Here is a 25597-nt window from a genome sequence, read left to right as displayed (position 1 = left end):
TTCAGGCAATTTTTATGACGATCAACCTCATTATTGCAGACGACCACCCGATCGTGATCGACGGGTTGCAACGGGTATTGGTTTATCACCAGGATATTTGCCTGATAGGGCATTATGCTACCGGTGAGGCGCTCATGGCTGGTCTCGAAGGCCATGCACCTGATGTGCTGCTGCTCGATATTCAAATGCCCGATATTACCGGCGATGAGCTATTGCCTGTCATCCTTAAGAAATATCCGGGGATAAAGGTGCTCGTGCTCACCAATTTTGACAGCGCGCTTTATGCCAACAATATGTTCAGGAGAGGCGCAAAGGGCTATATCCTGAAAACGGCGGAAACGGAAACCCTTATAGCCGCTATCAAAACCGTGTATGAAGGCGGGACTTTTATCGAAACGGAAATGCAGGAGAAGATCGGGAAAATGAACCAGCAGCACCGCGCTTCCGGCTTCTCCAAAACGGCGCTCACCCTACGGGAAAAGGAGGTCCTGCAACTGATCGTGGATGGCTATACCGCTGCAGAGATCGGAGCAAAGCTTTTTCTCAGTCCGGGAACCGTTAAGAATTACCGTAACAATATCATGCTGAAGCTCGATGCGGAAAACACCGCCGTGCTCGTCAAAAAGGCCTTGAAACTGGGCCTGGCGCAATAACGGGCGACAACAAATGCCACCGGAAAAGCACGCCGGCCCAACAGCCCTTTGAATTCTAAAAAATTGGCACGGTTTTTGTTTATTTCTAAAATATGAAACAGAATGAACTGGCCGGTAAGATCAGAACAGTATTCAAGTCCTGGATCGCGTTGGATTTCATCCGTTTCACCTGGCGTTATCGTCCCCGGCAGGACGGTATGCACTATGAATGTACGCTCGACTGGCACGGACGGTCGCTGACGCTATCTATTCCTGCCGGCATGATGACAGACGTAGAAGTCGCAGTTGAAGCCTTTAAACAGCAGCTTCGCAAGCAGGGGTACCCAGGCCTTATTCTCCCGGGATATTTATTTGAACAAAGACGAAACACAGCCAACCAAACGATACCAGTATGCAGCAAGCCCCTATTTCTTTAGGGGCTTTTTGTTGCTCCGAAATAAAAGCCAGGATGGCAATATCGAGGAACAGCTAAGCCGGCTTATCGGCAAAATCAGATCTTCAGAAAAATATGACCTTAAAATGGGCAGGGACCCGGAATTGGAGTAAGGGCGGCGCCAAACTGTTCCCAAATTGCTTTAATCACCTGGCAGATACTGGCACAGGAAATGTACGGCAACAATATCTGTAACATCATCATTCCTGCAGAAAGGCGGCGATCATTCCGGCAGTGATCGCGGGAAGTGTCTTTCCTTCCGGCGCTTGCGCTACGGGCCCCGATTCGATGGCGCCCAGCACAGATCCATGCAGTCCGGGCAATATCACCAGCCGGCTATCGGGAAGCAGACGCGCTATCCTAACGATATGTTCCAGCCTGATCACATCTTTGTCGCTGGCCATAATGAAAGCTGGCGCCTGGATACTGCTGATATAGTCGTCGTCCCTATCCCTGAACTGAAGCCGCCGCGTTACATCTTTTTCAAACATTGTCTGCAAACGGTTCCTATCCGGCGTCAGTTCCAGGAAGGCATTACGGAACATTTCGGGCATGTCGTTCAGCGTTGCCTTCCCGAGGCCTTCAAAAAAACCGTCGATCATCCCGGATCTGAGATAGTTGCAGGAGATCGCAATCAGCTTATGCACACGGCCGGGATAGCTATGTCCCAGCTCCAGCGCGGTACAGCCACCATCGCTAAAACCCAGTATATTGGCCTTTGTTACGCCCAGATGATCGAGCAGACCTATAATATCGGCCGCATCCTGTTCAAAGCTTTCGGGCGCCTCACGATCGGAGCTGCGGCCATGTGCCTGCATCTCCACGGCGATTACTTTTCCCTGCGCCGCGAGCAACGGTAGTATTTCACCAAAAGTAGTATCGATGGTCGAGCCGCCGCCATGGATCAGCACCAGAGGTATATCGCCACTGCCGTGGATCTCGTAATACATACTGATCCCGTTCACCGGCGCATAAGCAGCCGTTATCGCTTCTTGCATCATTATGTTGTTTAGGTTTAAGTTATCCTCAGGCAGCCCGGGAACAGCCCGTTCAGTTGCCCTGCTTTTTTACAAAAGTAACGATGCCGGCATCAAACGAGAGGGGTTGAACCTGACATTCTAAGGGCATTTCCCGACAATGTCACTATGGGTGTTTCCGGATATGTCCTGATACAAGCTTTTGTTCAAAACACTCAGCGTACCAGACGGGCCATCATTCTGATCCCTTCTTCAAGATCGGCCGCAGCCAGAGAACCATAGCCCAGGCGCATCGCCGGAATATACCGGCCCCTGAAGTCGAAACGGGAAGCAGGAATAACAGACACACCTTTATTCAGCAATCGCTTGTGTAATGATGACATATCTATGCCTTCTCTGAACTGCAGCCAGCAGGCCAGGCCACCCTCAGGCAAAGTGCATGTCGCAATATCCTCCAGGTAATGCGCTATCAGCGTTCCGCACAAGTCCCTCCTGGATTGATAATAAGCGGTCGCCTTTCTCAGGTGCTTTCTCAGGGTACCATCCTGTATCAACTGCTGTACCGCTTGTTCCATGATGTTGTCGCCCTGTACATCGATAAGCTTGCGTAGTACACCGGCCCGGGCAACTAACCTCGGGTCTCCGGCCAGGTAACCGATACGCAATGCGGGTGCGACGATCTTGCTCAAAGTACCGATATACAGATACCGTTCCATCCCGGCGAAGCTGGACAAAGGCAAGACCGGACGATAGCCGAAATGAAACTCATTATCATAATCATCTTCAATGATGGTAAGCCCATATTGCTGTGAGAGCGCTACCAGCGCCAATCGCCGCTGCAGGCTCAGGGTAACCGTGGTGGGATACTGATGATGCGGTGTAAGATACAGGGCTTTGATCCGCTTGTGTCGCTTCAGCAACCGTTCGACCACTGCTACCGAAATACCTTCCCCATCCAGGGCTACCGGCAACAGCCGGGCCCCGGCCTGCGTGAAGACTTCCCATGCAGGACGGTAGCCGGGGTCTTCGACCAGGACATAATCTCCTTTTCCAGCAGGCTGTGCGCTGCCAGATAGAGCGCCATCTGGCTTCCCCGGGTAATGCACAGCTGATCTTGGTCCAGCCGCATCCCTCTTTGCTGGTTCAGCATTTGGGCCATAGCCATACGGAACGCCGGTGTGCCGGTGGCTTCACTATAACCCATCATCTGCCAGCGGGCCTGTTGCTGGAACAGTTGGCGATAGGCCCGTGCCAAACCGGCTACCGGGGCAATTTTGCTATCGGGATGCCCATCGTCGAACACGATCATGCCGGGATGCTTCTCCGGCTGAGGGTTTGGCCGGCGAGGGCTGGTTTTACCCTTAGCCTGCGGCAGGCGGGGCAGGGCTTCTGCTACAAAGACGCCCCTGCGTGGTATAGCGACGATCCACTCCTCCTGCTGCAGCACATTCAGGGCCTCTACTATGGTATTCCGGTTAACATGGAGTAAGGCCGCCAGCTGCCGGCCGCCCGGCAGGGCATCTCCGCCTTTTAACCGGCCCGTGCGGATCGCAGCAATCACCGCGTCGGCGATCTGGAGATAGATGGCCTTATCCGATTGACCGTCCAGCTGTATTTCTAATTTCCAGGGTCTGAGCATCTGGACCAGGTATTTATGTTAAAACTGAGTCATAAAGGTAGTCCATAAGGGAAATACTTTTGTATCGCAATCCTGCAAGGACGTTAAAAATATCAAGCAAAAATGGAAACTAAGGAAAAGCAGTTCAGCTCAAAGGACTTTCACGAAACCTTTGCACGCCCCCGGTTCGTTAAGCCCGGAAAACTCATTCACCGCAAGGTAGAGCAGGCCGGAGAACATGATCAATTCTCTACCGAAAGAAAGCACCCCGTCTTCTTCGTCGACCTTCCCAGTAAAAATGTAAGCATGACCATCGGCGGCCTCTTACCCGGTCAGCTGACCAACCGGCATCGTCACACTTACGAGACCGTACTGTTTGTACTCGAAGGAAAAGGATGGACGGAGGTAGAAGACGAACGTGTCGAATGGGAAGCCGGCGACGCTGTCTATATTCCTTCCTGGGCCTGGCACAGGCATCAGAATACCAGCGATAGTGAGCCGGCACGCTACATTGCCTGCGAAAATGCGCCCCAGCTCCAGAACCTGGGCGTAGCTTTAAGAGAAGAGGAAGGCCGCGATCTGTAGCCCATGCTACGCACTCATTTTCACAAACATTAAATCGTTCAACAATGAAACATGTTCCGTTTAAAGGCGTGATCGCTTATCCCATCACGCCGTTCGATGCTTCAGAGCAGGTCGACATTCCTTTGTTCCGGCAACTGGTGGAAAGGCTGGTCGGATCCGGCGTACAAGGCATCGCGCCATTGGGCAGCACCGGTGTACTGCCTTATCTTAACGATGAGGAAAAGGAGGCTCTTATCCTGGCGGCAATAACCCAGGTAGATCGCCGCATCCCCACGCTCATCGGTGTTTCTCACCTGACCATGGCCCAGACGATACGCTATGCCCGGTTTGCAGAGCGCGCCGGCGCCGATGCGGTCATGATCCTGCCAATGAGCTACTGGAAGCTTACCGACGAGGAGATAATGAAGCATTATGACCAGGTAGCCGCTGCTATTTCCATTCCGATCATGGCTTATAACAACCCGGCCACAGGCGGGCTGGACATGTCGCCGCAACTGCTGAAACGACTATTGGAAATACCCAATATCACTATGATCAAAGAAAGCACCGGCGATGTGCAACGTATGCATTACCTGCGTCGCATGCTCGGTGAGGAAGTCGCCTTTTATAACGGTTCAAACCCATTGGCCCTGGCGGCTTTTGCGGCAGGCGCTACGGGCTGGTGTACGGCGGCGCCCAACCTGATACCTGAGCTGAATCTTGCACTATACCAGGCGATACAAGCTAATGACCTGGACGAAGCCCGTACTTTGTTTTACCGGCAAAGCGAGTTATTACAATTCGTTGTCGCCAAAGGGTTACCGAGGACCATCCACCAGGGCCTGAAGCTGATGGGGGTCGAAAGCGGTTACCTGCGCAGCCCGCTGCAGCCCCTGACCGGATCCGAAACGGAAAGCCTGCAATGTATACTGGCAGCATTACCCGTAAACGAAAAGATATAGCGACCGCCTCTTACCCTTAATGCACCGACGGCCCGGATGACCGGGCCGTTTCCATTGCTTTCACAAAAGCGTTGTTTATTTGCTTGCCTTTACCCGGGCAATTATCGCTTTATAGTCGGCTACTGTTTGTAAGCCTGGTATCGGTGTGGTGACAAACGTGCCCTTAGTATGATTGTACCGGACCAGCCCTTTATTGCTCAGGTAAAGCATGGTTTCCCCATCTTCTTCAGCGATAATATTGGAAACCGGGACTTCCTCCGTCGGTATCATGATCATTTGCTCACCGGTAGCAGCATCCAGAACAAAAATAGTTTCGTCTATATAGCCGTAAAGGAGCTTACCGCTCAGGCACAGATCGGCAATCCCGCTCGCCGGCAGATCGGAGCGCCATAGCTTTTTACCATCCGACATGCGCACAGCATAGACCGACGAGGCTGTGGAGCCGGGATTGGCCTTACCGGCCAGGTATAGCACCCCCTCGCCTGCGATCAGGTTTTCATCGATGTGGAACTGTTCGTCTTCAAGGCTGAATTTCCAATCAATACGGGAAGTATCGGCCGGATTGATCGCGTATAGGGTTTTATCTTCGTCACCGGCATAAACACGACGTCCATCGCTCACTATCGCGCTGTACATAGCCTTGCTGAAGCCCCGTTGCCAGATGGCCTGACCGCTTTCCGCAATGAATTTATAGATATAGGGTGCATTATTGATAAAAAGCGCATCGTTCACCAGCAAAGGCGAATAGATATTGTATGGATATTCCAGCCGGTAGTTCCATACCATAGCGCCGGTGCGCTTGTCGATAGCATACAGGTTATTATTGCGGGCAGCAATAAACACTTTGTCACCGCTGATTGGGGCGGCCTGCCCTGTCAACAGAGCCTCATTTTTTTCCAGCCCTATCTTATCTGCCCAAAAAGTCTTACCGGTGTTTGCGTCCAGCGCAGTGATGGCTCCGTTGACAAAGGGTATATAGAGCAAAGCGCCATCTACGCTGAAACGATTACCACCATTGTCAGCTACCTCTTTCTCCTTATAAGTCCAGTTGGTCTTTTTCTGTTCCATATCCCAGGAAAGAATGCTGCCGTTTGTCGCATAGATGATCAGCGCGTCCTTCAGTATAGCTGCGGGAGGAACTGTCTCCGGCCTTACACGGGTGACCAGAATATTATCGCTTGTGGCCACCTGGTTATTGGAATAGCGATTGGCGTCGTTTTCCGCAGGAGCCGATATCGCAGGCCCTCCGGCTGTGTCGACGGCAATCTCTTTTCTTACTCCGGATCGCTTTTGCTTAACGGGACGGCTTTGTGCATAGCAAGGCTGCAGCAGCAGAACCACAGCAAAAAGGCATAGAATGTTCCTGATCATGCTGCAGAGTTAAGCATAGATATGGTAAAGACCGGGTTGATTAGGAAAACGCGGACTATATTTTAATAAGCGCTACCTGTGCCGGAAAATGCGCTGGCCGCTACTGCAGCGATCCTGCAGTACCTGTAGTTAGATTTGTAGCTCATCAAACATCCAACAACTATGAAGAAAGTACTGCTATTAGCCTGTACCTTGCTGACCCTCGCCGGCGCTCAGGCACAGGCACCCGCGACGACGCCCGAATTCCCGTTACCCGCAACACCTGTATCGCCTTACAACTCCGGGGCCAGTAGTCTGCAACAAACCCGCGATGCGACTATGGGTATGGCGCTTAACAATTTCTATGTGCATTGCTGGGATGAGGGCGATCAATATGGCATCAGCGCAGGCGGTATTGCCTGGCGGGTCACCGATCCTTCCGGCGCGCTCATTAACCAGGGCAATGTGCCGCTTACCGGCTGCGATATCGATGTGGCCCTCTATACCGATCACGACACGGTTAAAGTACTGGCGGCTTATTTCAGGGCTACCCTGGGGTACTTTTACAATACCTACAAGATAGTTTCCGGCGTGCTGACACCCATTGCAACCGACCAATGGCTTGCCAGTCCAAGCTATTATTGCGGCGGGGTGAATGTAGACGCCAATATTGAAGATATGGGACTTGTAATCACCTGGGCCAAGCCTGACTCCGGCGTATATGTGAGAGCCGCCCGGTATGATGCGGTATTCGGACCCCGGTATACTGTACCGGGCCTGAGCGGCTATTTCGCTCCTGATGTAAGCCTGGGGCAATATTCAGGTGCGCTGGGAGCCGGCAGGAACATTTATCTCTGCGCCCGCAACAACCCGGGGGTGATCCGTGTGATCAGTCTGCCCTTCGATAATATTGTCACTACGGCTACAGCAATACCTGCCACGGAAGGCAGCTATACCTCACCGCCTACTTTCAGCATCGATGCACCGCGCATCGACTGTCCGGATAAATATACATTTAAGAAATGGGCGGTCGTCTTCGGCGATGTAGAGCATACCACCGGCGGCACCACTGAAAATATCCGGGCATTGATCATGAACAGGGCTACCGCGACCAGCCCCTATTCAAAGACCGTGCACCGTTACACAACCACGCCTATACCCTATAACAATATCCTATCGCTACCGGTACTCAGCTATACCCCCGATGCCTCGGAGCTCCAGATCGGCTGGATGTCGCGGCATATGTCTGTGGCCTACGGCTCAACGGGCAACAACGGCCGGTACCTCAGCAAAAAAATGCGAGATGTCAACGGTACCCCTCCGGATACGATACCCAACACCTATTGTTTTATCGATTACGTGCCCAGCTTATCGGTCAGCACGCTTTCCTTTTCAGGCCAGAACCTGAGCAGCGGTGTCAACGGCTTGTACGCCGCTTTCTCACAATGGAGCGGCGCTACCTTTATGCGTTACAAGAGCAAACTCTGGCCCAGCGTAACCTTTAAGGCCACAGCCGAGCTTGCCGGCCCGGTGCCATCGGATGTACCCTCCATATACCCTAATCCTTTCGGCGATTTCCTGGACATTGGTATCCCGGCAAGGGGTCGATATGAGCTAACGATAACCGGGCTGGACGGCAAGATCGTCTATACAGATAACCGGTACTGTGAAGCCGGCGCCCCGCTGCGCATTTTCACTAGCCGCTTTCCCAACGGCCTGTATATGCTGCATATCCATTCAGCAGAAGCGGGTATCGATTTCAAGACTAAAGTGAGCCGGGCAAGCCGGTAAACTTACAAAATAAACATACATTAAAAGGGCTGTCTCCTCTATTTGCATTGTCAAATGCAGGAGACAGCCCTTCCCTTCCGGCATCGGTTCACTTCACCAGACCCAGCTGGATCGCCACCCTGATCAGCCCGACGGTATTTTTCACATCAAGCTTCTGGATCAGGTTGTTCCGGTGATTTTCCGCCGTATGATAGCTGACAAATAATTTCTCCGCGATCTCCCGCGTGGTATATTCGGCGGCGATGAGCCCGAGCACTTCCTTTTCGCGCTGGGTCAGCTCCGGAACAATTCCTTTGGTTTGTGACTGTTGCTTAAAGTGCAGCATATTCTGCATCAGTTGCTCCTTAAGCGAAGCATCTATGTATTCTTTGCCTTCGGATACAGTCTCAATGGCTTCCAGCAGTGTCTCCGGCTCGGCCCCCTTGAGCAGGTAACCCGTACAACCGCGCCGCATCATAGTAGTTACCATTGAGGGTGCATCCAAGCTGGTGAGCACCAGTATTTTCATATCGGGGTATTTCTCTCTCAGTTCCGGCGCCAGGTCCTTCCCCGAGCGATCGGGCAACAGAATGTCCAGTAACAACACATCGGGCCTGTAGTAATCGAGCCCTTCCATCAACTGAGCGGCATTGGTATGTGTGGTAAGCACCAGTATATGCCGGTAAGGCTGCAGGAGCGCGATCAGGCCACTGATCACCATAGGATGATCGTCGGCGATAGCAATATGGATATTTTTCATAGCTTATATTTTTTCATCCGGCGCCGGAATCGTGAGGGAGACATTGACCGACGTACCATGGGGATCGCAGGCATGGATATCGATCATACCGTTGAGCGCTTTCAGTCGTGTCTGTATACTCTTCAGGCCCATTTTATTTTCCGTTGTATCGTGCCCGGGCAGGAAACCGATGCCGTCGTCTTCTACCGTAATGCTCAGGATATGCTCCCTGCAATTCAGCTGCACCAACGTATTCGTCGCCTTGGCATGCTTGATCGTATTCTGCACTAGCTCCTGCACGATACGATAAATACTGATCTCCATATCGGGCGACAGCCGCGGAATATGACCATAGTGCTGGAAATGGATACGCAGTCCTGTCATCCGGATAATATTGTTGCAGAAATAGCTGATGGCCGGCACCAGGCCCTCCGTGAGCAGAGCATCCGGCATCAGGTTGTGCGCCGATTGCCTCAGCTTCCGGCTGGTATGGTCGAGCTGTTGCACCAGGTTGGTATAGCTGCCCGAATGTTTCACATCGGGATACTGGATCGGCAGGGCATTCAGGCCCATTTTCACAATCGAAAGCTCTACCATAATATCATCATGCAATTGCCGCCCGATCCTGCTGCGTTCCCTTTCCTCCCCGTCAATTACGGCTTTAAGTTGTTCAACCCTTTGCTCCTGCTCCGAAACTTTGGCCTTCTGCAGCTGCAGCCTTTGCTTCTGGAACACGATCACCATCGAGACGATGATCACCAGCACAGCAGCAACAATGCCTATAAACAAGCTTTGGTTACGGCTTAACCGCGCCTGCGCGAGGGCTAGCTGAAGCTTGCTTGCCACCAGCTCCCTGTCCTTTTCCGAAGTGCGGTACCTGACCTCCAGCTGGCTGATGGCGTGAACCATTTCCTCGTTCAAAGCGCTGTCGCGCAGCCGCACATAATCACTCTGGTACGCAAATGCCTGCCTGTAATCGGCCAGCTCCTTATAAACACCCGTGAGGTACTCCAGTATATCGAGCCGGTTCTGACGGGAACCGCTTTCCTTGCTGAGCAGCAGGGCTTTTTTGAGATAAGGTATTGACTCCCTGTAATGTCCTGCTTTATATTCAAGCCCTCCTACCCCCTTAAAAAAGTCGGGGTTGCTGAATGCCTGATCACGGTCCAGCACCAGCGCCGAATCGTAGTAACGTTTTGCCAGTTCCAGCTGCCCCTTGTCCACACTGGCCTGCCCCAGGCTGAGATAGGTCATAAAAGCATAGCCTTTGCGTCCTAAGGACAAGTACAGCGGCAAAGACTTCCGGAAATATTTTGCCGCCGAGTCAATACCTTCGGCCGTCTTCTGGTTGCCATAGGCATTACCCATACCGGTATATGCCGCAGCTACCAGGCCAGTGTCGCCCACCTTAAGAGCAAGCTGTTCCAGTAGCCCGAGATAATGCAAGGCCAGCCTCAGCTTAGCCATTTCGGCAAAAGCGCTGCCAACGCCGCCATAACTGAGCATCAGGGATTGCGTATCTGCTTTCTTTTCCTTTTTCAGCACGTCCAGCGATTTGAAGTAGTACTGAACGGCGGTATCGTATTTGTTCTCGGCCATGTAGGCATTGCCCAGGTTGTTGTATAAGCGAGTCAGCACCCGGCCTTCCGCAGGCACTTTTCCTACATAAGCGAGCGCTTCCAGGAAATAGACCTTTGCTGCGGGATAATCGGCTTTAACATTGTGCAGACAGGCCCCAACCGCTATCAGCGCCCGCATGATATAGCGGTTGTTCTGCGCTTGCCTGCTGAGCGACAAAGCCTCCCGGGACAAAGCCAGGGCACTGTCGGGGAAGTGAAACTGGATCTGCATGGATGTCCGTATCAGTGAAGCGATCGCTGCCGAGTCGCTTACTTTCCGGTATTCCTGCTGCGCATGGAGGCTTTGGTGGCAGGCACAGCACAGCACCACAACCCATAAGATCGCTACCGGCTTACCGGTCCACAGCCCGTAAAAGCGCTTCTTCATTTTTTTCAAAAGTACGACGATCCCCGGCGAGGTAGCGCAGCGGCGGCATGGATGTTTTCATTCATTTTCCGGGAAATGGATGCTTTCATCCCTATACCCGGTGAAGCATTATCCTGTCTCTTGAATTAGATTTGTAGTACCTCCTGCCCAAACACCACTACCAGGCCCCATTTGAAGGCGTAAGCAATTTAAGCATTATATAATGCCCTTAGCGGCAATCTCATGACACTATGCAATACTACCACCCTTCCTCCCGTACACCGGGCCTGTATGCGCGAAGCCTGAACTCCTGGATAACCGGTATCTTAATCAGGTTGCTGCCGGCATTATTCTGCTGCTTTTTACCCGCATTGGGTCACAGCCAAAGCTATAACCAACGACCCGGCTTTCTCAAAGCCAACAGCGTATGGACGCTCAATATAGACAACCCGCCTTGCGCCCTCAACTTTAATACCCTTCCGCTGACCATGACGCCGGCAAGCATGTTCTCTTTTGACGAAGGTATTGCTTCCGTGGCCGATCCGGTCACGGGTACATTGTTGTTCTATTCCAACGGGCGCACCTGCTGGAACGCCAGCTTCAATATTATGCTCAATGGCGATACATTGTTTGGCAATACACAATGGATGGGCAGTTGGGAGCAAAGCGGGGGCAGCGGCAGCACCAATCAGGGCGTGTGTATTGTTCCCTTTATTAACCAGCCCGGCAAATACTATGTGTTTTCGTTGTGCGGCCCCACCTCGTGGCTTACGGGCAATCCGCCACCACCGACAACCTTTCTTTTCTACTCCGTGGTGGACATGTCGCTCGACGGGGGGCTCGGGGGTGTTGTACCGGGTCAGAAAAATATTCCCCTGGGCGGCGTGGAGCCGTTGAGCGAAAGCATGATCGCCGTTCCCGGTGACAACTGCGATATATGGCTGATGGTGCACGACTTTCTCAATCCCGTATTCAGGGCTTTCCACATTACGCGCAACGGCGTGGATCCCAATCCTGTGATCACTACCGCCGGTGCGCAGATACAGGGTCCCGCGGGCCCGGGTGCTTATCGTGTGGGTGCCATGGCCGTATCGCCAGACCGGAAATTGCTGGCCATTACAAGCTGCTCTTCCGGCATGGGCGCCGGCCCCACCACCGGTGTGCTGCTGTCGCGTTTCGATCCCGGAACCGGACAGGTAAGCGATGCCGTACAGGTAGGTCAGTCGCTGGATGCCTATTCCGTGGCTTTTTCCCAGAACAACAGCCGGCTTTACGTGGTGAAGCCCGATCCGGTGGATATTTTCGGCCCCGCTTCGCTGCTGCAATATGACATCTCGGCGCACGATTCAACCGTGATTGCCGGGACCCAGATCTCCATCAGCCAGGCATCGCCGCCATGGGCCTGTATGCGCTTGTACGACGGCAAGATCTACATGATCACACCTTTCTCCATGTCCGATTCGCTTTGGATAATCGGGCAGCCTGATCTCGCTGGCACTGCCTGCAATTTTCACTATTCCGGCTTTGCTTACGGCGCACCTGTATCTTCTCTTCCGCCCGAAGTGGTTTATGCTTTTCCACCGGATACCACTTATACCAGGGAAGATACGATCGTATGTCGGCTTAACGGCATTCCGGAACCGGCAACCCTGACGGCCCCTTCCGGCTATGATGCCTACACCTGGAGCGATGGCAGCACCGGTAGCAGCCTTAGTGTAGGCGCCACCGGTACTTATTGGGTGTTATGCCGCGATAGCTGCCATCCGCTTATCGATACTTTTATCGTAAGCCCCGGGTCTGATATTCCGCTGACACTTGGCAACGACACCCTGCTCTGTGGCGGCAATACGCTGACACTTAACGCTACCGTTCCCGGCGGGAATTACCGTTGGCAGGACGGCAGTAACGGCAGCCGTTACACCGTATCGGAGACCGGCCAGTATTGGGTAAGTGTAATAGCGCAGGGCTGCACCGTAAGCGATAGTATTAAGGTGAATGTGACTGATGTCAGGCAGGCGCTCGGAGACGACATCACGCTATGCTTGGAAGAAGCTGTCCATACAACCGTAACGCTGCAGGCCAATGCACCCTCTGGTGCAGCTATCCTCTGGTCCGACGGCAGCCATGCGCCACAGCTACCGGTTTCGGATACCGGCATCTACTGGGTGCAGGTCACCGACAATACCTGTACCGGCGCCGATACCCTGAAGATCACCGGACAGATATGCGCCTGTGTAGTGAATATGCCCAATGCCTTTTCGCCCAATGCCGACGGCCTCAACGATGTGCTGCATCCCGTGATCGCCAGCGGCTGTCCCGTGCGGCAATATGTGTTCAATATCTATAACCGCTACGGCAGCAGGGTCTACAGCAGTGCCGATCCCTCGGGCGGCTGGAACGGGACATACCCGGGTGGACAACCGGCTGATGCGGGCACTTATATGTATGAGCTAAGCTTCCTGGGCGGCGCCAAAGAAGTAAAGTATTATCGCAAGGGCGACGTAACCCTCATACATTAAACCGCACTTTCCCAAACTGTATGGCTATCCTAAATAAAATTCCTGTGATGATCAGACGTTATGCCATTTTTCTGCTAGCCTTTCTATTGCTATGGGGCAAGGGATATGCCCAGCGCGAACAAGTATGGATATTCGGCGACAGCGCCGGCGTAAGCTTCAACAGCACGCCACCCTTATCACTGCGCAGCAAGATACATGCTAATGAGGCCTGCGCCAGTGTATGCGATCCCGGCGGGCAGCTGCTTTTTTATACCGAAGGCAATACGGTGTGGAACCGCAGCCACCTGGTCATGCCTAACGGCGCTGCTTTGATCAGCGATATTTCCTATCCCGCTTACGGCCCTACTTCCAGCACTGCCCAGGGCGCCCTTATTGTCCCCATGCCCGGCCAGCCATCGCGGTATTATATTTTTTCGCTTACCTCCATCGAACTGGGCGGCAACAGCGGCAGGCTCTATTACAGCGTGGTCGATATGAGCCTCAATGGCGGCATGGGCGATGTGGTGGCTGCAGGAAAGGGTACTTTGCTGGACTCGATGAATACCGAGCATATGACAGGCGTAGCAGGCGACCATTGCAATATATGGGTGCTCACGCTGTCGGTGAGCAATGCTACAACAGAACACATTAAGGCGTTTGAGGTAAACGATGCCGGTGTGCAATCCATCCCCGTCGTCTCCACCTTCAGTATCCCGTTAACGACAGGCAGCAATTACGGACAGATGGATGTATCGCCTGACCGGAAAATGCTGGCTATGACACGGGCAGTGCCGTTCTCTTCCTTCGGCGGCGCGCTGGAGCTGTTTGCCTTCGATCCTGCTACCGGGCAGGTCTCGAACCAGCGGATACTGGATTCCCTGGGCCGCTACAGCGCCTGCTTCTCACCTGATAACTCCAAGCTATATACCAACGCAGTAACCACCGCAGGGATCGAGCAGTACAACCTGAATGCCGGTAGCTTTCCGGCTATCGTGAGCTCAAAGACGAATATCGGCGCGGCCGGCGCCGGTGCGATCAGGAGGGGCCCTGACGGAAAGGTCTATTGTGGTGGTACCGGTGCGCTCAGTATGATCCTGCACCCCAATCTTGCCGGCACTGCCAGCACCTTAGTCGGCAATGCCATACTCCTGCAGCCCAATACCAACCTGATCTTCGGCCTGCCCAGCGTGGTGCCGGAGATCAGGAGAGATTCACTCTACAGCAGCCAGCTCAGCAAAGCACCTTGTTTCAGCACCAGTCATACGTTGACGGCAAACAACGCCTCCGGCTGGGATTACCAATGGAGCCATGGCCCCGCGGGCCCTTCCGCACCGGTAAGCGATCCCGGCATGTACTGGGTAAGCTATCATACGCCGCCCTGTGTGTTCCATATAGATACCTTCAGGGTAAGCTTCGAAGGACAGCGCCCGCAATGGCATGCGGAAGCTGGCTGCCGTAACGATACGAATGCCATGGCCTGGGCAACCCCGGCGCCCGGCGATACCACTACCTATACCTACACCTGGTACAACGGCACCGGCAGCTTGGTATTACGCGGCCCCCTGACAACCAATCATGGTGATACGCTGAATCATATCACCGCAGGGCAGTACCGTCTGGAGGTTAGCACCAGCAATGATTGCAGCACCTTCTTAAGCATTGCCGTTCCCCCACCGTCACCTTACCAGGCAGGCATACGGCTATCGGACACGGTGATTTGTATGGGGGAAAGCATTTCGTTTACCAACACTTCTACCGGGGACATGGTTTCATGGATCTGGCAGTTTGGCGATGGCAGTGGCGCCACGCTGGAAAACCCGGCACATCTGTATCCGCATCCCGGCCGCTATGAGGTCCGGCTGATCGCCGGCACCGGCCATCCCTGCTATGATACTGCTATGGCAAGTGTCATTGTCGATTCGTTGCTGGCCGGCAGCTTTCTTACCAGCAGGGACAGTATCTGTACGGGCGAAGCGATTCTCTTTACACCACTTATCGACAGTACAGCATTGAACCTATCTTGGCAGTTCGGCGACGAAGATAACAGGATCACCGCCAACGAAAGGATCAGTCATGCTTTCGATCGCGAAGGCCGGCAGCAGGTGCAGGTAACCTTCCATTTCAGGGCCTGTCCCGACAATGCTTTCAGCAAGCCAATCATGGTGTATCCCCTACCCCATGTGGACCTGGGCCCCGACTCGTCGCTTTGCCTTGACGGCAATCCACTATACCTACAGGCCCTTGGTCCTGCGCCCCAGGGCCCTTACCAAAGGGTATGGAGCACCGGCGATACCAGCGCTCTGCTTAAGGTAGTGCATCCTGGCCGGTATAGCCTAACACTAAGCCTGCTCCCATTAGGCTGCAGCGCTACAGAGAGCGTGGTTATCGGCAAAGATTGCTATATCGATATTCCCAATGCCTTTACACCCAATGGCGACGGGGTCAACGATTATTTCTTTCCCAGGCAATTGTTGTCGCGCCGGGTAACCAGGTTCCATATGCAGCTGCTTAACCGCTGGGGACAGGTGGTTTTTGTTACGGAACGTATAGACGGAAAAGGATGGGATGGCCGCTTCAACGATAAAGACCAGCCGCAGGGCGTATACATCTACCAGATCGAAGCCGAGATCGACGGCAGACGGCAGGAACGTTACCAGGGCAACGTTACATTGATCCGTTAACCCTCGTAGATCTTACTTAACTTTTTCAAACAAGGTGCCGTTAAAGCGATACCTGATGCGACGGGAGGTGATAGTGCCATCTTCAAGCACCAGCGGGATCGAAATTTCCTGCCGGGTGGCATCATAACCGGCCGGTTGGGCACGTGGCAGCTTTCTATTCCTGTTTACGGAAGCGCTGTAGTCGAGTTCGCAGCCTATGCTGCTGCTGAGACGTGTGCTCGTTTTGATAACAGGCGCCTTGGTCAGACGTCCATCATGGCCGGCAGCGTAGATCGTGATCTCCTCCCCGAACAAGGCCGTGCTACCTATGAAGGTCGTTGAAAGCAGGTAATAGGTAGCACCCGAAGGGCTGTTTACGGTATACACTTCGTTGATCCGGGATTGGTCTTCGCCCCAGGCAACCACAGACTGCTTTCCGTCGGCAGACTCCAACTGGGCGACGGTGCGAAAGCCCCGCATGGTACCGCCCAGGTTATCGTCCCAATTATAGAGCCTGAGCTTCCCGTCTTTGCTGGTAAGTATCTTCAAATGCTCCCGGCTCAGCTTGCTAAATGGAAAATGAATGAGCGCGGGCTGTCGCCGCAACGCATTGACCAGCGCTTGCTCAAAACGCACATTGGCATCCGCGACCGAATCGCCAGAGACGTCTTCGTCTACCCTGTAATCTTTGATATTGCTAAAAAGCGACAGAAGCTTATGCTCAACCTTAGCAGCATCCTGAGCGTAGACAAAGGAGCCAGCAAAAAGGAAGGCGATTAAAAAAAGGCTTTTCATGGGCGTTGTTCCGGGCAGCAGTTCCCTTTAATTCGAAATTACAGAAAAGGGTCAATGCGAACAACAACAGGTATCTTACACAGAGGATCGGAAAATCTGCTTTTGCCATCCCGCCCAGGTTTGATAACTTGCCTTATGTAACCGGCCATATGCAAACCAGGACAACCGATACCCCCATTCTCCTTTCTATCCTGACCGATATACGGTCTGACCTGCAGCAGGTGCAGGCCAGACCCGGCCTTGAAGCTCCCCGTCATTTTTCCGGCCGGGCAGCGGCCATCGACTTTCTTGAGTTCCATGTCCTGGACCGGATGGAAAGTCTGAACACCCCCATATCTCATCCGGAACTGATCGCTTTGAAAGACGAAGCCTTGCGGATCAAAGCAAAGCTGGAGCAGGTAGACAAGGCCTTATTCCGGGGGCTGCGCGAAGCGATCTGCAACAGGAAATATACACCGGCAACTTTTCTTCAAACTGTCAACGATTATCTGGGAGCTGAAAGGATACTTGATCTGACACAGTCAAAAGAGCCGGGCTACGACGAAATGGATTTCTTCTTTAACGCGCTGTTATCGGAACAGATATTGCCTGAAGTCCACTCAGAAAGAGAGACCGGGATGGTGTTTTACCAAAAGACCCCGGCAAGGGTCATCCTGCAGCTGACACAGCAGGCAGCCTTTAGCAAAAACGATGTCTTTTTCGACCTGGGTTCCGGGCTGGGACAGGTGTGTATACTCGTGCACCTGCTGACCGGTGTACCGGCAACGGGCATCGAGTACGAGCCGGCTTGCTGCCGCTATGCTACGGTCTGCGCACAGCAATTGGATCTTCCCGCCGTCACTTTTATTAACCAGGATGCCCGTAAGGCCGACTACAGCGGTGGCACCGTGTTCTTTATGTACACCCCCTTTGAAGGCGGGATGCTGCAACAAGTACTGCTGCTTTTAAAACATGAAGCAGCAAGGAGAGCTATCCGTATCTTTACCTATGGGCCCTGTTCTGTGGTCATAGCCGCCCAAAGCTGGCTGGACCTTTGTGAGGGTAATGCGAACAATCCTTACAGTCTATGCCGCTTTACCAGTAAATAGAAAACACTGGAAGTGCTTCAATGGAACCAATATGATTAAATGGCTCTTTCGTATAAAAGAGACTTTGAGCATTCCTGGCCCGGAGTTATGCCTTTTCCCATATTAAATAAGCCAACTTGCCGACATAGGAAGCAAAATACCCACCGGTCCTTGAGCTTGTCGAAAGGGCGATGATGCATTGGCGCTTCGACAGGCACAGCAACCGATATGGGAGAAATAAGTCAGGCGTTTCCTATAGCACATATCAATGTCGTTTAGTTAAGCATTTAAGGAAATAGGTATGTAGTTAACCGCTGAGGTCGCCAAGCCGACGCAAAGGTTGCAAAGATTTGGTACCGATGCTTCCTTAGAATATCTCTCCCGCTAAAGGCATATGCCGGTAGCGAATAGCGGGCCTTGATCATCTGCGCTTATCGGGGCAATGTCTTAAGTTGTTCAAGGGTATTGAGATGCTTCCATGGCCCCATAGATGTCAGATGACAATGGTATGTTTATGGTTTGGGCTACCGTAACCGTAAACTCGCTATTGTCATCCTCAATCGCTTGCGCAGCTTGCGAATGAAGGATCTCTTCCTGTTGAAAAAGGATATCAGTATAGATTAAAAGAAGGCTATTCCCTTAGCTCAAGAGATCGCCTTCACGGGACGAAATCTTAAAATGCCATAGATACCTTGTTTCTTAACTAAATGACATTGATATCACATATTCAGATAAAATAAAACGCTCTGATCTTTTGCGCCGGTATTTTGTTATCAGTCTGTCTGGAACTGTATAGCAACAATCTTTTATGAAGCAGCGCCGTTATGTAAAGAGCACAAGGATTAGCCACCGGCTGTGGTTCCAGCTACTGTTGTCCAGCTTCGCCATGATCCCGGCGACTACACATGCACAAGCTACCGAAGCAATGGCTACCGGCAACGATACGCTGGTCTTTGTGAGCGATACACAAGCCCCGCTGTTCGTGGAAAGGCTAATTCACCGTACACCCTTCAACCGGACGGCTACGGGACTGATCTTCGACGATATCCTCCGCAAGCAGCCACAAATTGTATTCCTACTGGGTGATGTGGTGGCGGCAGGTTCCAAGCCCGCGCGCTGGACCGGCGTGGACCACTTCCTGGATAGTATGAGAAAAGACGGAAGCCAGGTATGGGCCTGCCTGGGCAACCATGAGTATCTTTACAATGCCAGATCGGGTGTAAACGCCTTTCAAAAACGCTTTCCACAGCACAATAAGACCGGCTACTACATAATCAAAGATTCCGTGGCCATCCTGCTGCTGAATTCCAACTTTTCCAGGCTGAGCACAGCGGAGCAAGAGCAACAAGCCCGATTCTATACCAGAACGCTTGCAGCGCTCGACCACAATGACTCGGTAAAGGTTATCATCGTAGCCTGTCATCACGCTCCCTACTCCAATAGCAAGGTAGTGGGCAGCAACCTGAAGGTGCGGACCTTGTTTGCAGCGCCTTTTATAAAAACGGCTAAAGGAATGCTTTTCCTCAGCGGCCATTCCCACAACTTCGAGCACTTTAAAACAGGAGGTAAAACCTTTCTGGTCATCGGCGGCGGCGGCGGCATCCGTCAGCGCCTGAATACCGGCGCCGGCCGCATCGAATGCGAGGATGACGACTGCCACCCTGCGTTCCACTACCTGATGGTCAAACGTAACGCGGATACGCTGCTCGTCACCTGCAGGGCGCTGAAGGACGACCTGAGCGGCTTTGGGAACATCCTTTCGTTTACAGTCTATGCCGCTCAGGCGCCACATCAATAATCGTTCCTATACCCTGAGCACCCCATCTGCAGAGAATTGCAACTTACCAATGAACGATTTCCCCGGTAACCTGTTGATGCTGATAGCGCCTGGCCCATGCCGGCCGCATATGCCTTTATATGATGTGGAAATGGCTTACAACATCGCTGTGGCTGCTTGGCCAGGGCGCTTATGCCCAACAACCGGACTTCGATATCCGGGAGCATTCGATGTACCTGCCGGCCCCGCAGCGCCCGGGTAAATACGACCACTCCATTACCCTTGCCCAGATCTATCTCCCCGATCAATGGCTGGAGCAGCCCATCAGTGGGCCTATGATAGACTACAAAGCCAATTATGCCTTGCCCGGAAGCTTTGCCCTGAACGGCAATGTAAAAACACTCGTGCTGGCCAATGATGTGCGCCTGGGGCCCTCCTGGAGCTATTCCTTAAGCGACCAGCTGCATATAAGCGTCGGTTATCAGCTGGGCTTCAGTTTCGGCTTCCTGCGGTCGTTCGGGTACAACAATACGATACGGGTATGGGAACATCACCCCATACTGCGGGCGGGCTTCAACTTCAAAAATATAGCGTTTACCTTCCAGGGTAAATTAGACTGGATGATCAATACCCGTCTGGGCCTGCAGGATTATGCTACCAGTAACATTACGGGCTCCATGTTCAACGGCTATTCCATTGCCTGTTTTATAGAACAACGGCTTACCCGGCGGCATTCGATCTGTTTCGGCTTCATCGCCGGCTTCAATAAATTTCATATTCTCGGATGGCCGGCATTGATGATCGTCGATCACCAATATTTTATCCCGGAGATCAATATCGGCTTTAAACTATGAAAAAGCATTACCTCTTATTGCTGCTGCTAACAATGCTGGCCTGGACCGCCTGCATTAAGGACCGGTTCGAGCCCTTATCCACCTACACTACCGCTAACCTGGAAAACACCGAACCTTTCGACACGGTCTATAAAGCGGTTTTCGAAGGCATTTATGAACTATCGGAAGGCGACGACGGCTTCGGGCAACAATTTGCCGGCAAATGGGCCAATGGCTATCTCTGTCTTTTCGGCGCCCGCGACGGTCGCTTCATCAACCTGGAAGTAGGTTATAAGCCATCGGACAGCAGCTTCCGCATGGCGGGATTCTGGCGCGACCCGATACAGCCGCAGCAGGGACAGATACAGCTGACCATGATCAAAACCGATGGTGTAGATTCTGTTTTTGCCCACAAAAGCAACGGGATCGTGCTACGTGGATACCTGGAAAATGATCCTGGCAAAACGATCAGCATCCGGTACAAGCGGCCGTTCTCTGCAGCCGTAAGCACACGGCCGTTCATCATTGCCGCCCATCGTGGTGGCGGCAGAAACTCGGATAACCTGCCTTATGCCGAGAATTCCCTGGACCTGGTAAAGCATGTGGGCCAGTTTGGCGCTACGGGTATCGAAATCGACATCAGGCTCACGAAGGATAAGGTTCCCATCATATACCACGATCCGGACATTAATACCAGGCTTACCCGTAAAAGCCCCCTGGTGGGCGATATCCACCAGTTCAATGCCGATTTCCTGCGCGCGTATATCAAGCTTGTAGATGGCCAGTCGATTCCTACACTCGACGAAATGCTAACGACCATTATCGATGCTACCGATATACCCAATGTATGGCTGGATTGCAAAGACGGCGGGGAAGACGGCTTTTTCAATTATGTGGTACCGGTACTGCAGAAAGCCCGGAGCTACGCCCAATCCCGGAACAGGAATATCGGGATGCTGCTGGGATTGCCATCAAAAGAAGCCTATGACAATTTCATCGCTTTTCCCGGGCACCAGCAATTACCTTCCCTATGTGAGATCGGGCTGGACGAAGCGAAAAATGCAGGCTCCAGGGTATTTGCCCCCCGTTGGACACTGGGCCTGCTGGAAGCCGAGACGGCAGATGCCCATGCCCACGATATAAAAGTAGTGACCTGGACGCTGGACGATCCCGGCGGCATGAGCGAAGTGATCACCCAAAGCCGTTACGACGGTATTCTTACCAATTATCCATCCATGCTGGCTTATACTTTTTACAGCCAGGAATAATAACAACCAGCTTTGCTCATGTCCTCTTACTACAAACTGATGCTGCTATTGCTACTGGCCGGTACAGCCCCTTGGGTACAGGCACAGCCCGGCGACCAACACCGCCCGCGGGAGGCCCATTTCACAGGCTCCATCTCTGCAGGGCCCAACTTCTATTTCAACAATATCAAAACCTTCGGCGATCATGTAAAGCCGTTTAACTACAGCTTTTTCGGCCGTATTATATGGCACTCGCGCTACCGCGTATCGTTGGGTATTGAAACGGGATACAATAAATTCTACCGGGTAAACGGATATGAAAACGACGCCATCAGGGCCTCGCTTGCAGCCATACCGATGCACCTGGTCATTGGCATGCGCCTTACGAAGTCGGTATATACCCTTTTCAGCTTCGGCCCTTCCCTACTGCTGAACGCAGCCTCCAGCGAAACACTGGAGAACCACGTGCTCAACAAAGTGCTGTCGCTGGCCGACGGGAGCTTTTGTGTGGGCTACCAGAGGCGTATCGGCAGGGATTTTACCCTGGGCGCCGAGCTCAAGCTCAGCTTTTCCACCAAGGCAACCGACCTCAACCTCGCGCTTCCTGTTGTACTCAGCTATGATTTCTGAGCAAAACATAAAGCTGTATGATTAAGATAATACCATTTGTTGCTACTGCTCTGCGAGGGGTATTTTGACAGGAAGAACAGAAAAACGAACAAAGATTAAGGCGGACAAGATCTATATCTGGAATAGTGGCCGGCTGGGCTTCACCTTTAAACCCAAACAGGCTTAAGCAAACCTGAGACCTCGCTGTACCAGGGCGCTATATACAAAAGGCAAGGGACCGTTCGGGTGAACGATCCCTTGTGCTTTGGTTCCCGCTCCTGATTTAGTCTTTTACTACTTTCACCGATTCGCGGTACAGTCCGTCGCTATAATGTAAAAAATAGGTACCGGCAGTCCAGGCAGAGAGATCGATCTCCGTCACGGTTGCTACCGGCTTCATACGTTTCAGCTCACGCCCATACAGGTCCGCGATAGTCAGTACAGCCTCGTTCGACAGCGTGCTGACGGAGAAGAAGACCTTTCCCTTGGTAGGGTTGGGCGATACGCTGAATTGTTGCGTAGCGCCTGCATTTGTCAGCGCCACTACCTTGGAGTAGCTGAATTGCCCGTCGCGGTCGACTTGCCGCAGACGGTAGTAATTGGTCCCGGCGGGCATGGTCTGGTCGGCATAGCTATAGCCCAGCTTATCGCTGCTGTTGCCGCCGGGTGCTTTGCTGTACACCTGGCCTATAGGCTGGAAGCGGCCGCCATCGGCGCTTCGCTCGAGGCTGAAGTAATCGTTATTCTTTTCCTGGACTGTTTGCCATTGCAGCAGGTTGTAGCCGCCTTTGGCTATCCCGCTGAAGTCGAGCAGCTGCACCGGCAGCGGGTTGCCCGAAGTGCTGGGCTGCTGAAATCCCTGTGTGAACTGGGGATTGCTGCCGATGGTGGACGTAAACGGTTCGCCGATGGTGAAGTTTACGATCGCGCCACCGGGCGCGGTGGCACTGTTTCCGGAGCTGGCCAGCACATAGGGAAGCACCGACTGTGCAGCCGCAGGAAGCTGGCCGGTTAGCAACAGGACCAGTGCCGGAAGCGATGAAATCAAGATTCGTTTCATGTTGGAAGTATTTTTAGCATAAGCATTGAATTTTTGTAAACGGGGTTAATTGATATTCACGCCCGCACTGGCATAGCCGACTATGCTATTGGCCAAACTAATACCAGAAGCAGTAGCAGAGCAAACCATGAGATAACGGTTGCCCGCGGTTATTGGTATGGCGAGGCCGGTAGTGGTACCGCTGGAAACTGCCCCCAATGCCAGCACGCCACCTAGCGAAGGAGCCAACGTTACCACAGCGCCCGGCACCGGTGCAAAGGTATTGCTGCCGGATGGCGCGGTATACAATTGTGCTGTAATCGTAACATTCGATCCTAGTAGCGACAAGGCCAGCGTAGTGCTGAATTGGGCCGACATAGCCGTGATCGTACCTGCCCTCGGTGATACAAAACCGAAATTAAGAAGGGTACCGCCGGCTCCTGTAAGGTCGATATTGGCACCTACCAGCGCTACACCGTTTGCCGAGCTACCAAAGCCCAGCAAGGCGCTGGTGCCTACAAGGCCGCCCGCGATAGTCGTAAGGGTTACCGGAAGACCAGAAGAGAACGGTATAATGGTACCACCGCTGACAATATCGTTGCTGTTGGCTACACGCTTCCAGCTACCGCTATTGTAGTAGTAGAAGCCCGGTGTATTGTCGGTTTGATAGATCAGCAGACCATCGACGGGAGTAGCGGGACGATTGGCCAGGGTTATCCTGGGAATCAGGATACCCTTATTGGTGGCCGAAACATCGAGCCTGGCATTGGCGTTGGGCGCACCGCCGATGCCCACACTGCCGGTATTATTGCTGGTAATATCGGCCGTATTGAGCGTCCAGCGGTTGTCGTTGCTGCTTTGGGCATTGAGCGCAAAGGGCACGGAGATCATCTCTACGGTAGCCAGGTTGGCATAAGTAGTACCGCCGGTGATGTCGGCTTCGACCTTCAGGAATTTGCTGGCCGAATTCCAGGCGATGGTGTTAAAGGTGCCGCTGACAATGGTTCCCGAACCGATCTGCACATTGGCCAAACCGAAAGCGTTGGTGGTCGCCGACTGGGTTTCTGAATAGAGAACGGTGCCGCTGGCAGAGACATCCAGGATGCTGAAGCGCAGCGAGACATTCTGGTTGATCACCGGCGTACCGGATGCATTGCGCACCACGGCCTGGTAATTGATCCTCTGGGGCGCCTGCTGGGCCATCAGGGTAAGGCTGAGCAAACAGGCCAGCATGAGTAGACTGGTAAATTTTTTCATAAAAAAGCTTTGGTTGGTTAGAGAATGAAATTGGATAGGATACAACCAAAGTAAGAAGCTAGTTTAAAAAATGACAATCATATAATATCAATAGCTATATTTCAATCGTCGTTTTTATGATTTATAATAATAATATAAATATATTTTTACTGGGCGCACTGTACCAGTGTAGGATAACGGCTCTTAGCATGCACTGCATAAATTAAACTGCCACCAAAAACAAACCTGAAATACGTGCAGGTTTTTGCCTGGACAGAGCTGAAAAAGAAAAAAATATGAGCAACAGGCTGAAAAAGAGCGAGTAGAATTTGCTGAAGTCAAAAATAAATGTACTTTTGCAACCCATCCAAAAATGCCGCGTTGGTCAAGGGGTTAAGACGCCTCCCTTTCACGGAGGAATCACGGGTTCGATTCCCGTACGTGGTACGAGTAAAGCCTGCAAATTTTGCAGGCTTTTTTGTTAGCCTGGATTTTCCCGTTGGACGTGGCTCTCCCCAAGGCACGTGATCCAAGATGCTATACGGCCACAAAGCCCTGCTATCTTTTTCTGTAGTCACAGGCATTGCTATCCTATCCTCCTCAGGGGTCCCGAAATTGTTATCCCTTATCTGCGTTGCCATACTGAAGCATTGATCAACCTGTCAATCTAAGGGGAAACCCTTAGGAATGAATTGACGGAGTTGAAACAATTTTGCGGTGTAATATAATAAATCACCACCGGCAAAGATGAGTGAAGAATCAACAACGCCGGCAAAACGACTTT

The 25597-nt window shown here is 52.6% G+C and carries 21 protein-coding genes and 1 tRNA gene; 13 read left to right on the top strand and 9 right to left on the bottom strand.

Annotated elements, in window-relative coordinates; all coding sequences use genetic code 11:
• Window positions 1–14: 14 nt before the first annotated feature.
• Window positions 15–653 carry a response regulator gene (locus DZK30_RS06665; protein ID WP_118973278.1) on the top strand — a complete coding sequence of 213 codons (639 nt, stop codon included), beginning with the start codon at window positions 15–17 and terminating at the stop codon, window positions 651–653.
• Between the two features lie 92 nt (window positions 654–745).
• Complete coding sequence (locus DZK30_RS25725) at window positions 746–1069, top strand: hypothetical protein (protein ID WP_162902907.1); 324 nt, start codon at window positions 746–748, stop codon at window positions 1067–1069.
• Window positions 1070–1286: 217 nt separating this feature from the next.
• Here the strand turns inward: DZK30_RS25725 and DZK30_RS06655 are convergent, their stop codons facing one another.
• The 3 genes from DZK30_RS06655 to DZK30_RS26390 all read right to left on the bottom strand — a co-directional run bounded on the left by DZK30_RS06655 (window position 1287) and on the right by DZK30_RS26390 (window position 3702).
• A complete protein-coding gene (locus DZK30_RS06655) occupies window positions 1287–2087 on the bottom strand; it encodes an alpha/beta fold hydrolase (protein ID WP_240432873.1) in 801 nt (266 codons plus the stop codon).
• Window positions 2088–2278: 191 nt separating this feature from the next.
• Window positions 2279–3097, bottom strand: a complete 819-nt coding sequence (locus tag DZK30_RS26395) for an aminotransferase-like domain-containing protein (protein ID WP_240432878.1) — start codon at window positions 3095–3097, stop codon at window positions 2279–2281.
• Window positions 3025–3702: a GntR family transcriptional regulator gene (locus DZK30_RS26390; protein WP_240432872.1), complete on the bottom strand. Its 678-nt coding sequence runs from the start codon at window positions 3700–3702 to the stop codon at window positions 3025–3027. The genes DZK30_RS26395 and DZK30_RS26390 overlap by 73 nt, the downstream gene beginning before the upstream one ends.
• Before the next feature lie 102 nt (window positions 3703–3804).
• Between DZK30_RS26390 and DZK30_RS06645 the strand changes: the two genes are divergently transcribed.
• Both DZK30_RS06645 and DZK30_RS06640 read left to right on the top strand, forming a co-directional pair.
• Window positions 3805–4266 (top strand): cupin domain-containing protein, encoded by a 462-nt coding sequence (locus DZK30_RS06645; RefSeq protein WP_118973276.1) that lies wholly within the window; start codon window positions 3805–3807, stop codon window positions 4264–4266.
• 44 nt (window positions 4267–4310) lie between these two features.
• A complete protein-coding gene (locus DZK30_RS06640; protein WP_118973275.1) occupies window positions 4311–5207 on the top strand; it encodes a dihydrodipicolinate synthase family protein in 897 nt (298 codons plus the stop codon).
• Between the two features lie 75 nt (window positions 5208–5282).
• On the opposite strand, the gene DZK30_RS06635 is transcribed toward DZK30_RS06640, so the two are convergent.
• The gene (locus DZK30_RS06635) at window positions 5283–6578 is read right to left on the bottom strand and encodes a PQQ-binding-like beta-propeller repeat protein (RefSeq protein WP_118973274.1); all 1296 of its coding nucleotides are present in this window, start codon (window positions 6576–6578) and stop codon (window positions 5283–5285) included.
• Between the two features lie 162 nt (window positions 6579–6740).
• On the opposite strand from DZK30_RS06635, the gene DZK30_RS06630 reads away from it, so the two are divergent.
• Window positions 6741–8348 carry a T9SS type A sorting domain-containing protein gene (locus tag DZK30_RS06630; protein ID WP_118973273.1) on the top strand — a complete coding sequence of 536 codons (1608 nt, stop codon included), beginning with the start codon at window positions 6741–6743 and terminating at the stop codon, window positions 8346–8348.
• Window positions 8349–8436: 88 nt separating this feature from the next.
• Here DZK30_RS06630 and DZK30_RS06625 read toward each other — a convergent pair whose 3' ends face one another.
• Together DZK30_RS06625 and DZK30_RS06620 are read right to left on the bottom strand one after the other, a co-directional pair.
• Window positions 8437–9087: a response regulator gene (locus DZK30_RS06625; protein WP_118973272.1), complete on the bottom strand. Its 651-nt coding sequence runs from the start codon at window positions 9085–9087 to the stop codon at window positions 8437–8439.
• A 3-nt stretch (window positions 9088–9090) separates the two neighbouring features.
• Entirely contained in the window at window positions 9091–11073 is a 1983-nt protein-coding gene (locus tag DZK30_RS06620; RefSeq protein ID WP_118973271.1) for an ATP-binding protein, read from the bottom strand.
• A 230-nt stretch (window positions 11074–11303) separates the two neighbouring features.
• On the opposite strand from DZK30_RS06620, the gene DZK30_RS06615 reads away from it, so the two are divergent.
• Both DZK30_RS06615 and DZK30_RS06610 read left to right on the top strand, forming a co-directional pair.
• Window positions 11304–13571, top strand: coding sequence for a gliding motility-associated C-terminal domain-containing protein (locus tag DZK30_RS06615; RefSeq protein WP_118973270.1), 2268 nt, complete (start codon window positions 11304–11306; stop codon window positions 13569–13571).
• Window positions 13572–13618: 47 nt separating this feature from the next.
• The gene (locus tag DZK30_RS06610) at window positions 13619–16231 is read left to right on the top strand and encodes a PKD domain-containing protein (RefSeq protein WP_162902906.1); all 2613 of its coding nucleotides are present in this window, start codon (window positions 13619–13621) and stop codon (window positions 16229–16231) included.
• Between the two features lie 12 nt (window positions 16232–16243).
• Here the strand turns inward: DZK30_RS06610 and DZK30_RS06605 are convergent, their stop codons facing one another.
• The gene (locus DZK30_RS06605; protein WP_118973268.1) at window positions 16244–17005 is read right to left on the bottom strand and encodes a hypothetical protein; all 762 of its coding nucleotides are present in this window, start codon (window positions 17003–17005) and stop codon (window positions 16244–16246) included.
• A 149-nt stretch (window positions 17006–17154) separates the two neighbouring features.
• On the opposite strand from DZK30_RS06605, the gene DZK30_RS06600 reads away from it, so the two are divergent.
• The 5 genes from DZK30_RS06600 (at window position 17155) to DZK30_RS06580 (ending at window position 22559) form a co-directional block, all read left to right on the top strand.
• Complete coding sequence (locus tag DZK30_RS06600) at window positions 17155–18093, top strand: class I SAM-dependent methyltransferase (RefSeq protein WP_162902905.1); 939 nt, start codon at window positions 17155–17157, stop codon at window positions 18091–18093.
• 787 nt (window positions 18094–18880) lie between these two features.
• Window positions 18881–19870, top strand: coding sequence for a metallophosphoesterase family protein (locus tag DZK30_RS06595; RefSeq protein ID WP_118973266.1), 990 nt, complete (start codon window positions 18881–18883; stop codon window positions 19868–19870).
• Window positions 19871–19989: 119 nt separating this feature from the next.
• On the top strand, window positions 19990–20703 hold the full coding sequence (locus DZK30_RS06590; RefSeq protein WP_162902904.1) for a hypothetical protein: 714 nt from the start codon (window positions 19990–19992) through the stop codon (window positions 20701–20703).
• On the top strand, window positions 20700–21950 hold the full coding sequence (locus DZK30_RS06585) for a glycerophosphodiester phosphodiesterase (RefSeq protein ID WP_118973264.1): 1251 nt from the start codon (window positions 20700–20702) through the stop codon (window positions 21948–21950). The genes DZK30_RS06590 and DZK30_RS06585 overlap by 4 nt, the downstream gene beginning before the upstream one ends.
• 18 nt (window positions 21951–21968) lie before the next feature.
• Window positions 21969–22559 (top strand): hypothetical protein, encoded by a 591-nt coding sequence (locus tag DZK30_RS06580; protein ID WP_118973263.1) that lies wholly within the window; start codon window positions 21969–21971, stop codon window positions 22557–22559.
• Window positions 22560–22821: 262 nt separating this feature from the next.
• On the opposite strand, the gene DZK30_RS06575 is transcribed toward DZK30_RS06580, so the two are convergent.
• Window positions 22822–23598 (bottom strand): T9SS type A sorting domain-containing protein, encoded by a 777-nt coding sequence (locus DZK30_RS06575; protein ID WP_118973262.1) that lies wholly within the window; start codon window positions 23596–23598, stop codon window positions 22822–22824.
• A gap of 45 nt (window positions 23599–23643) precedes the next feature.
• A complete protein-coding gene (locus tag DZK30_RS26510) occupies window positions 23644–24834 on the bottom strand; it encodes an exosporium glycoprotein BclB-related protein (protein WP_118973261.1) in 1191 nt (396 codons plus the stop codon).
• A 354-nt stretch (window positions 24835–25188) separates the two neighbouring features.
• Here DZK30_RS26510 and DZK30_RS06565 point away from each other — a divergent pair.
• A tRNA-Glu gene (locus DZK30_RS06565) sits at window positions 25189–25260 on the top strand.
• The last annotated feature ends 337 nt before the right edge of the window (window positions 25261–25597 follow it).

Origin of the sequence: Taibaiella koreensis, assembly GCF_003545715.1 — a bacterium.
GTDB lineage: Bacteria > Bacteroidota > Bacteroidia > Chitinophagales > Chitinophagaceae > Taibaiella > Taibaiella koreensis.
Note: the sequence above shows the minus strand (reverse complement) of the source record. Positions and strands in the feature narration are given on the sequence as shown.

Coding starts and splice junctions, on each gene's coding strand:
- DZK30_RS06595 (WP_118973266.1), top strand. CDS start 18,881: ATGAAGCAGCGCCGTTATGTAAAGAGCACAAGGATTAGCCACCGGCTG.
- DZK30_RS06635 (WP_118973274.1), bottom strand. CDS start 6,578: ATGATCAGGAACATTCTATGCCTTTTTGCTGTGGTTCTGCTGCTGCAG.
- DZK30_RS06605 (WP_118973268.1), bottom strand. CDS start 17,005: ATGAAAAGCCTTTTTTTAATCGCCTTCCTTTTTGCTGGCTCCTTTGTC.
- DZK30_RS06610 (WP_162902906.1), top strand. CDS start 13,619: ATGATCAGACGTTATGCCATTTTTCTGCTAGCCTTTCTATTGCTATGG.
- DZK30_RS06655 (WP_240432873.1), bottom strand. CDS start 2,087: ATGATGCAAGAAGCGATAACGGCTGCTTATGCGCCGGTGAACGGGATC.
- DZK30_RS06630 (WP_118973273.1), top strand. CDS start 6,741: ATGAAGAAAGTACTGCTATTAGCCTGTACCTTGCTGACCCTCGCCGGC.
- DZK30_RS06620 (WP_118973271.1), bottom strand. CDS start 11,073: ATGAAGAAGCGCTTTTACGGGCTGTGGACCGGTAAGCCGGTAGCGATC.
- DZK30_RS06575 (WP_118973262.1), bottom strand. CDS start 23,598: ATGAAACGAATCTTGATTTCATCGCTTCCGGCACTGGTCCTGTTGCTA.
- DZK30_RS06585 (WP_118973264.1), top strand. CDS start 20,700: ATGAAAAAGCATTACCTCTTATTGCTGCTGCTAACAATGCTGGCCTGG.
- DZK30_RS06600 (WP_162902905.1), top strand. CDS start 17,155: ATGCAAACCAGGACAACCGATACCCCCATTCTCCTTTCTATCCTGACC.
- DZK30_RS06625 (WP_118973272.1), bottom strand. CDS start 9,087: ATGAAAAATATCCATATTGCTATCGCCGACGATCATCCTATGGTGATC.
- DZK30_RS26510 (WP_118973261.1), bottom strand. CDS start 24,834: ATGAAAAAATTTACCAGTCTACTCATGCTGGCCTGTTTGCTCAGCCTT.
- DZK30_RS06665 (WP_118973278.1), top strand. CDS start 15: ATGACGATCAACCTCATTATTGCAGACGACCACCCGATCGTGATCGAC.
- DZK30_RS06580 (WP_118973263.1), top strand. CDS start 21,969: ATGTCCTCTTACTACAAACTGATGCTGCTATTGCTACTGGCCGGTACA.
- DZK30_RS26390 (WP_240432872.1), bottom strand. CDS start 3,702: ATGCTCAGACCCTGGAAATTAGAAATACAGCTGGACGGTCAATCGGAT.
- DZK30_RS25725 (WP_162902907.1), top strand. CDS start 746: ATGAAACAGAATGAACTGGCCGGTAAGATCAGAACAGTATTCAAGTCC.
- DZK30_RS06645 (WP_118973276.1), top strand. CDS start 3,805: ATGGAAACTAAGGAAAAGCAGTTCAGCTCAAAGGACTTTCACGAAACC.
- DZK30_RS06615 (WP_118973270.1), top strand. CDS start 11,304: ATGCAATACTACCACCCTTCCTCCCGTACACCGGGCCTGTATGCGCGA.
- DZK30_RS06590 (WP_162902904.1), top strand. CDS start 19,990: ATGATGTGGAAATGGCTTACAACATCGCTGTGGCTGCTTGGCCAGGGC.
- DZK30_RS06640 (WP_118973275.1), top strand. CDS start 4,311: ATGAAACATGTTCCGTTTAAAGGCGTGATCGCTTATCCCATCACGCCG.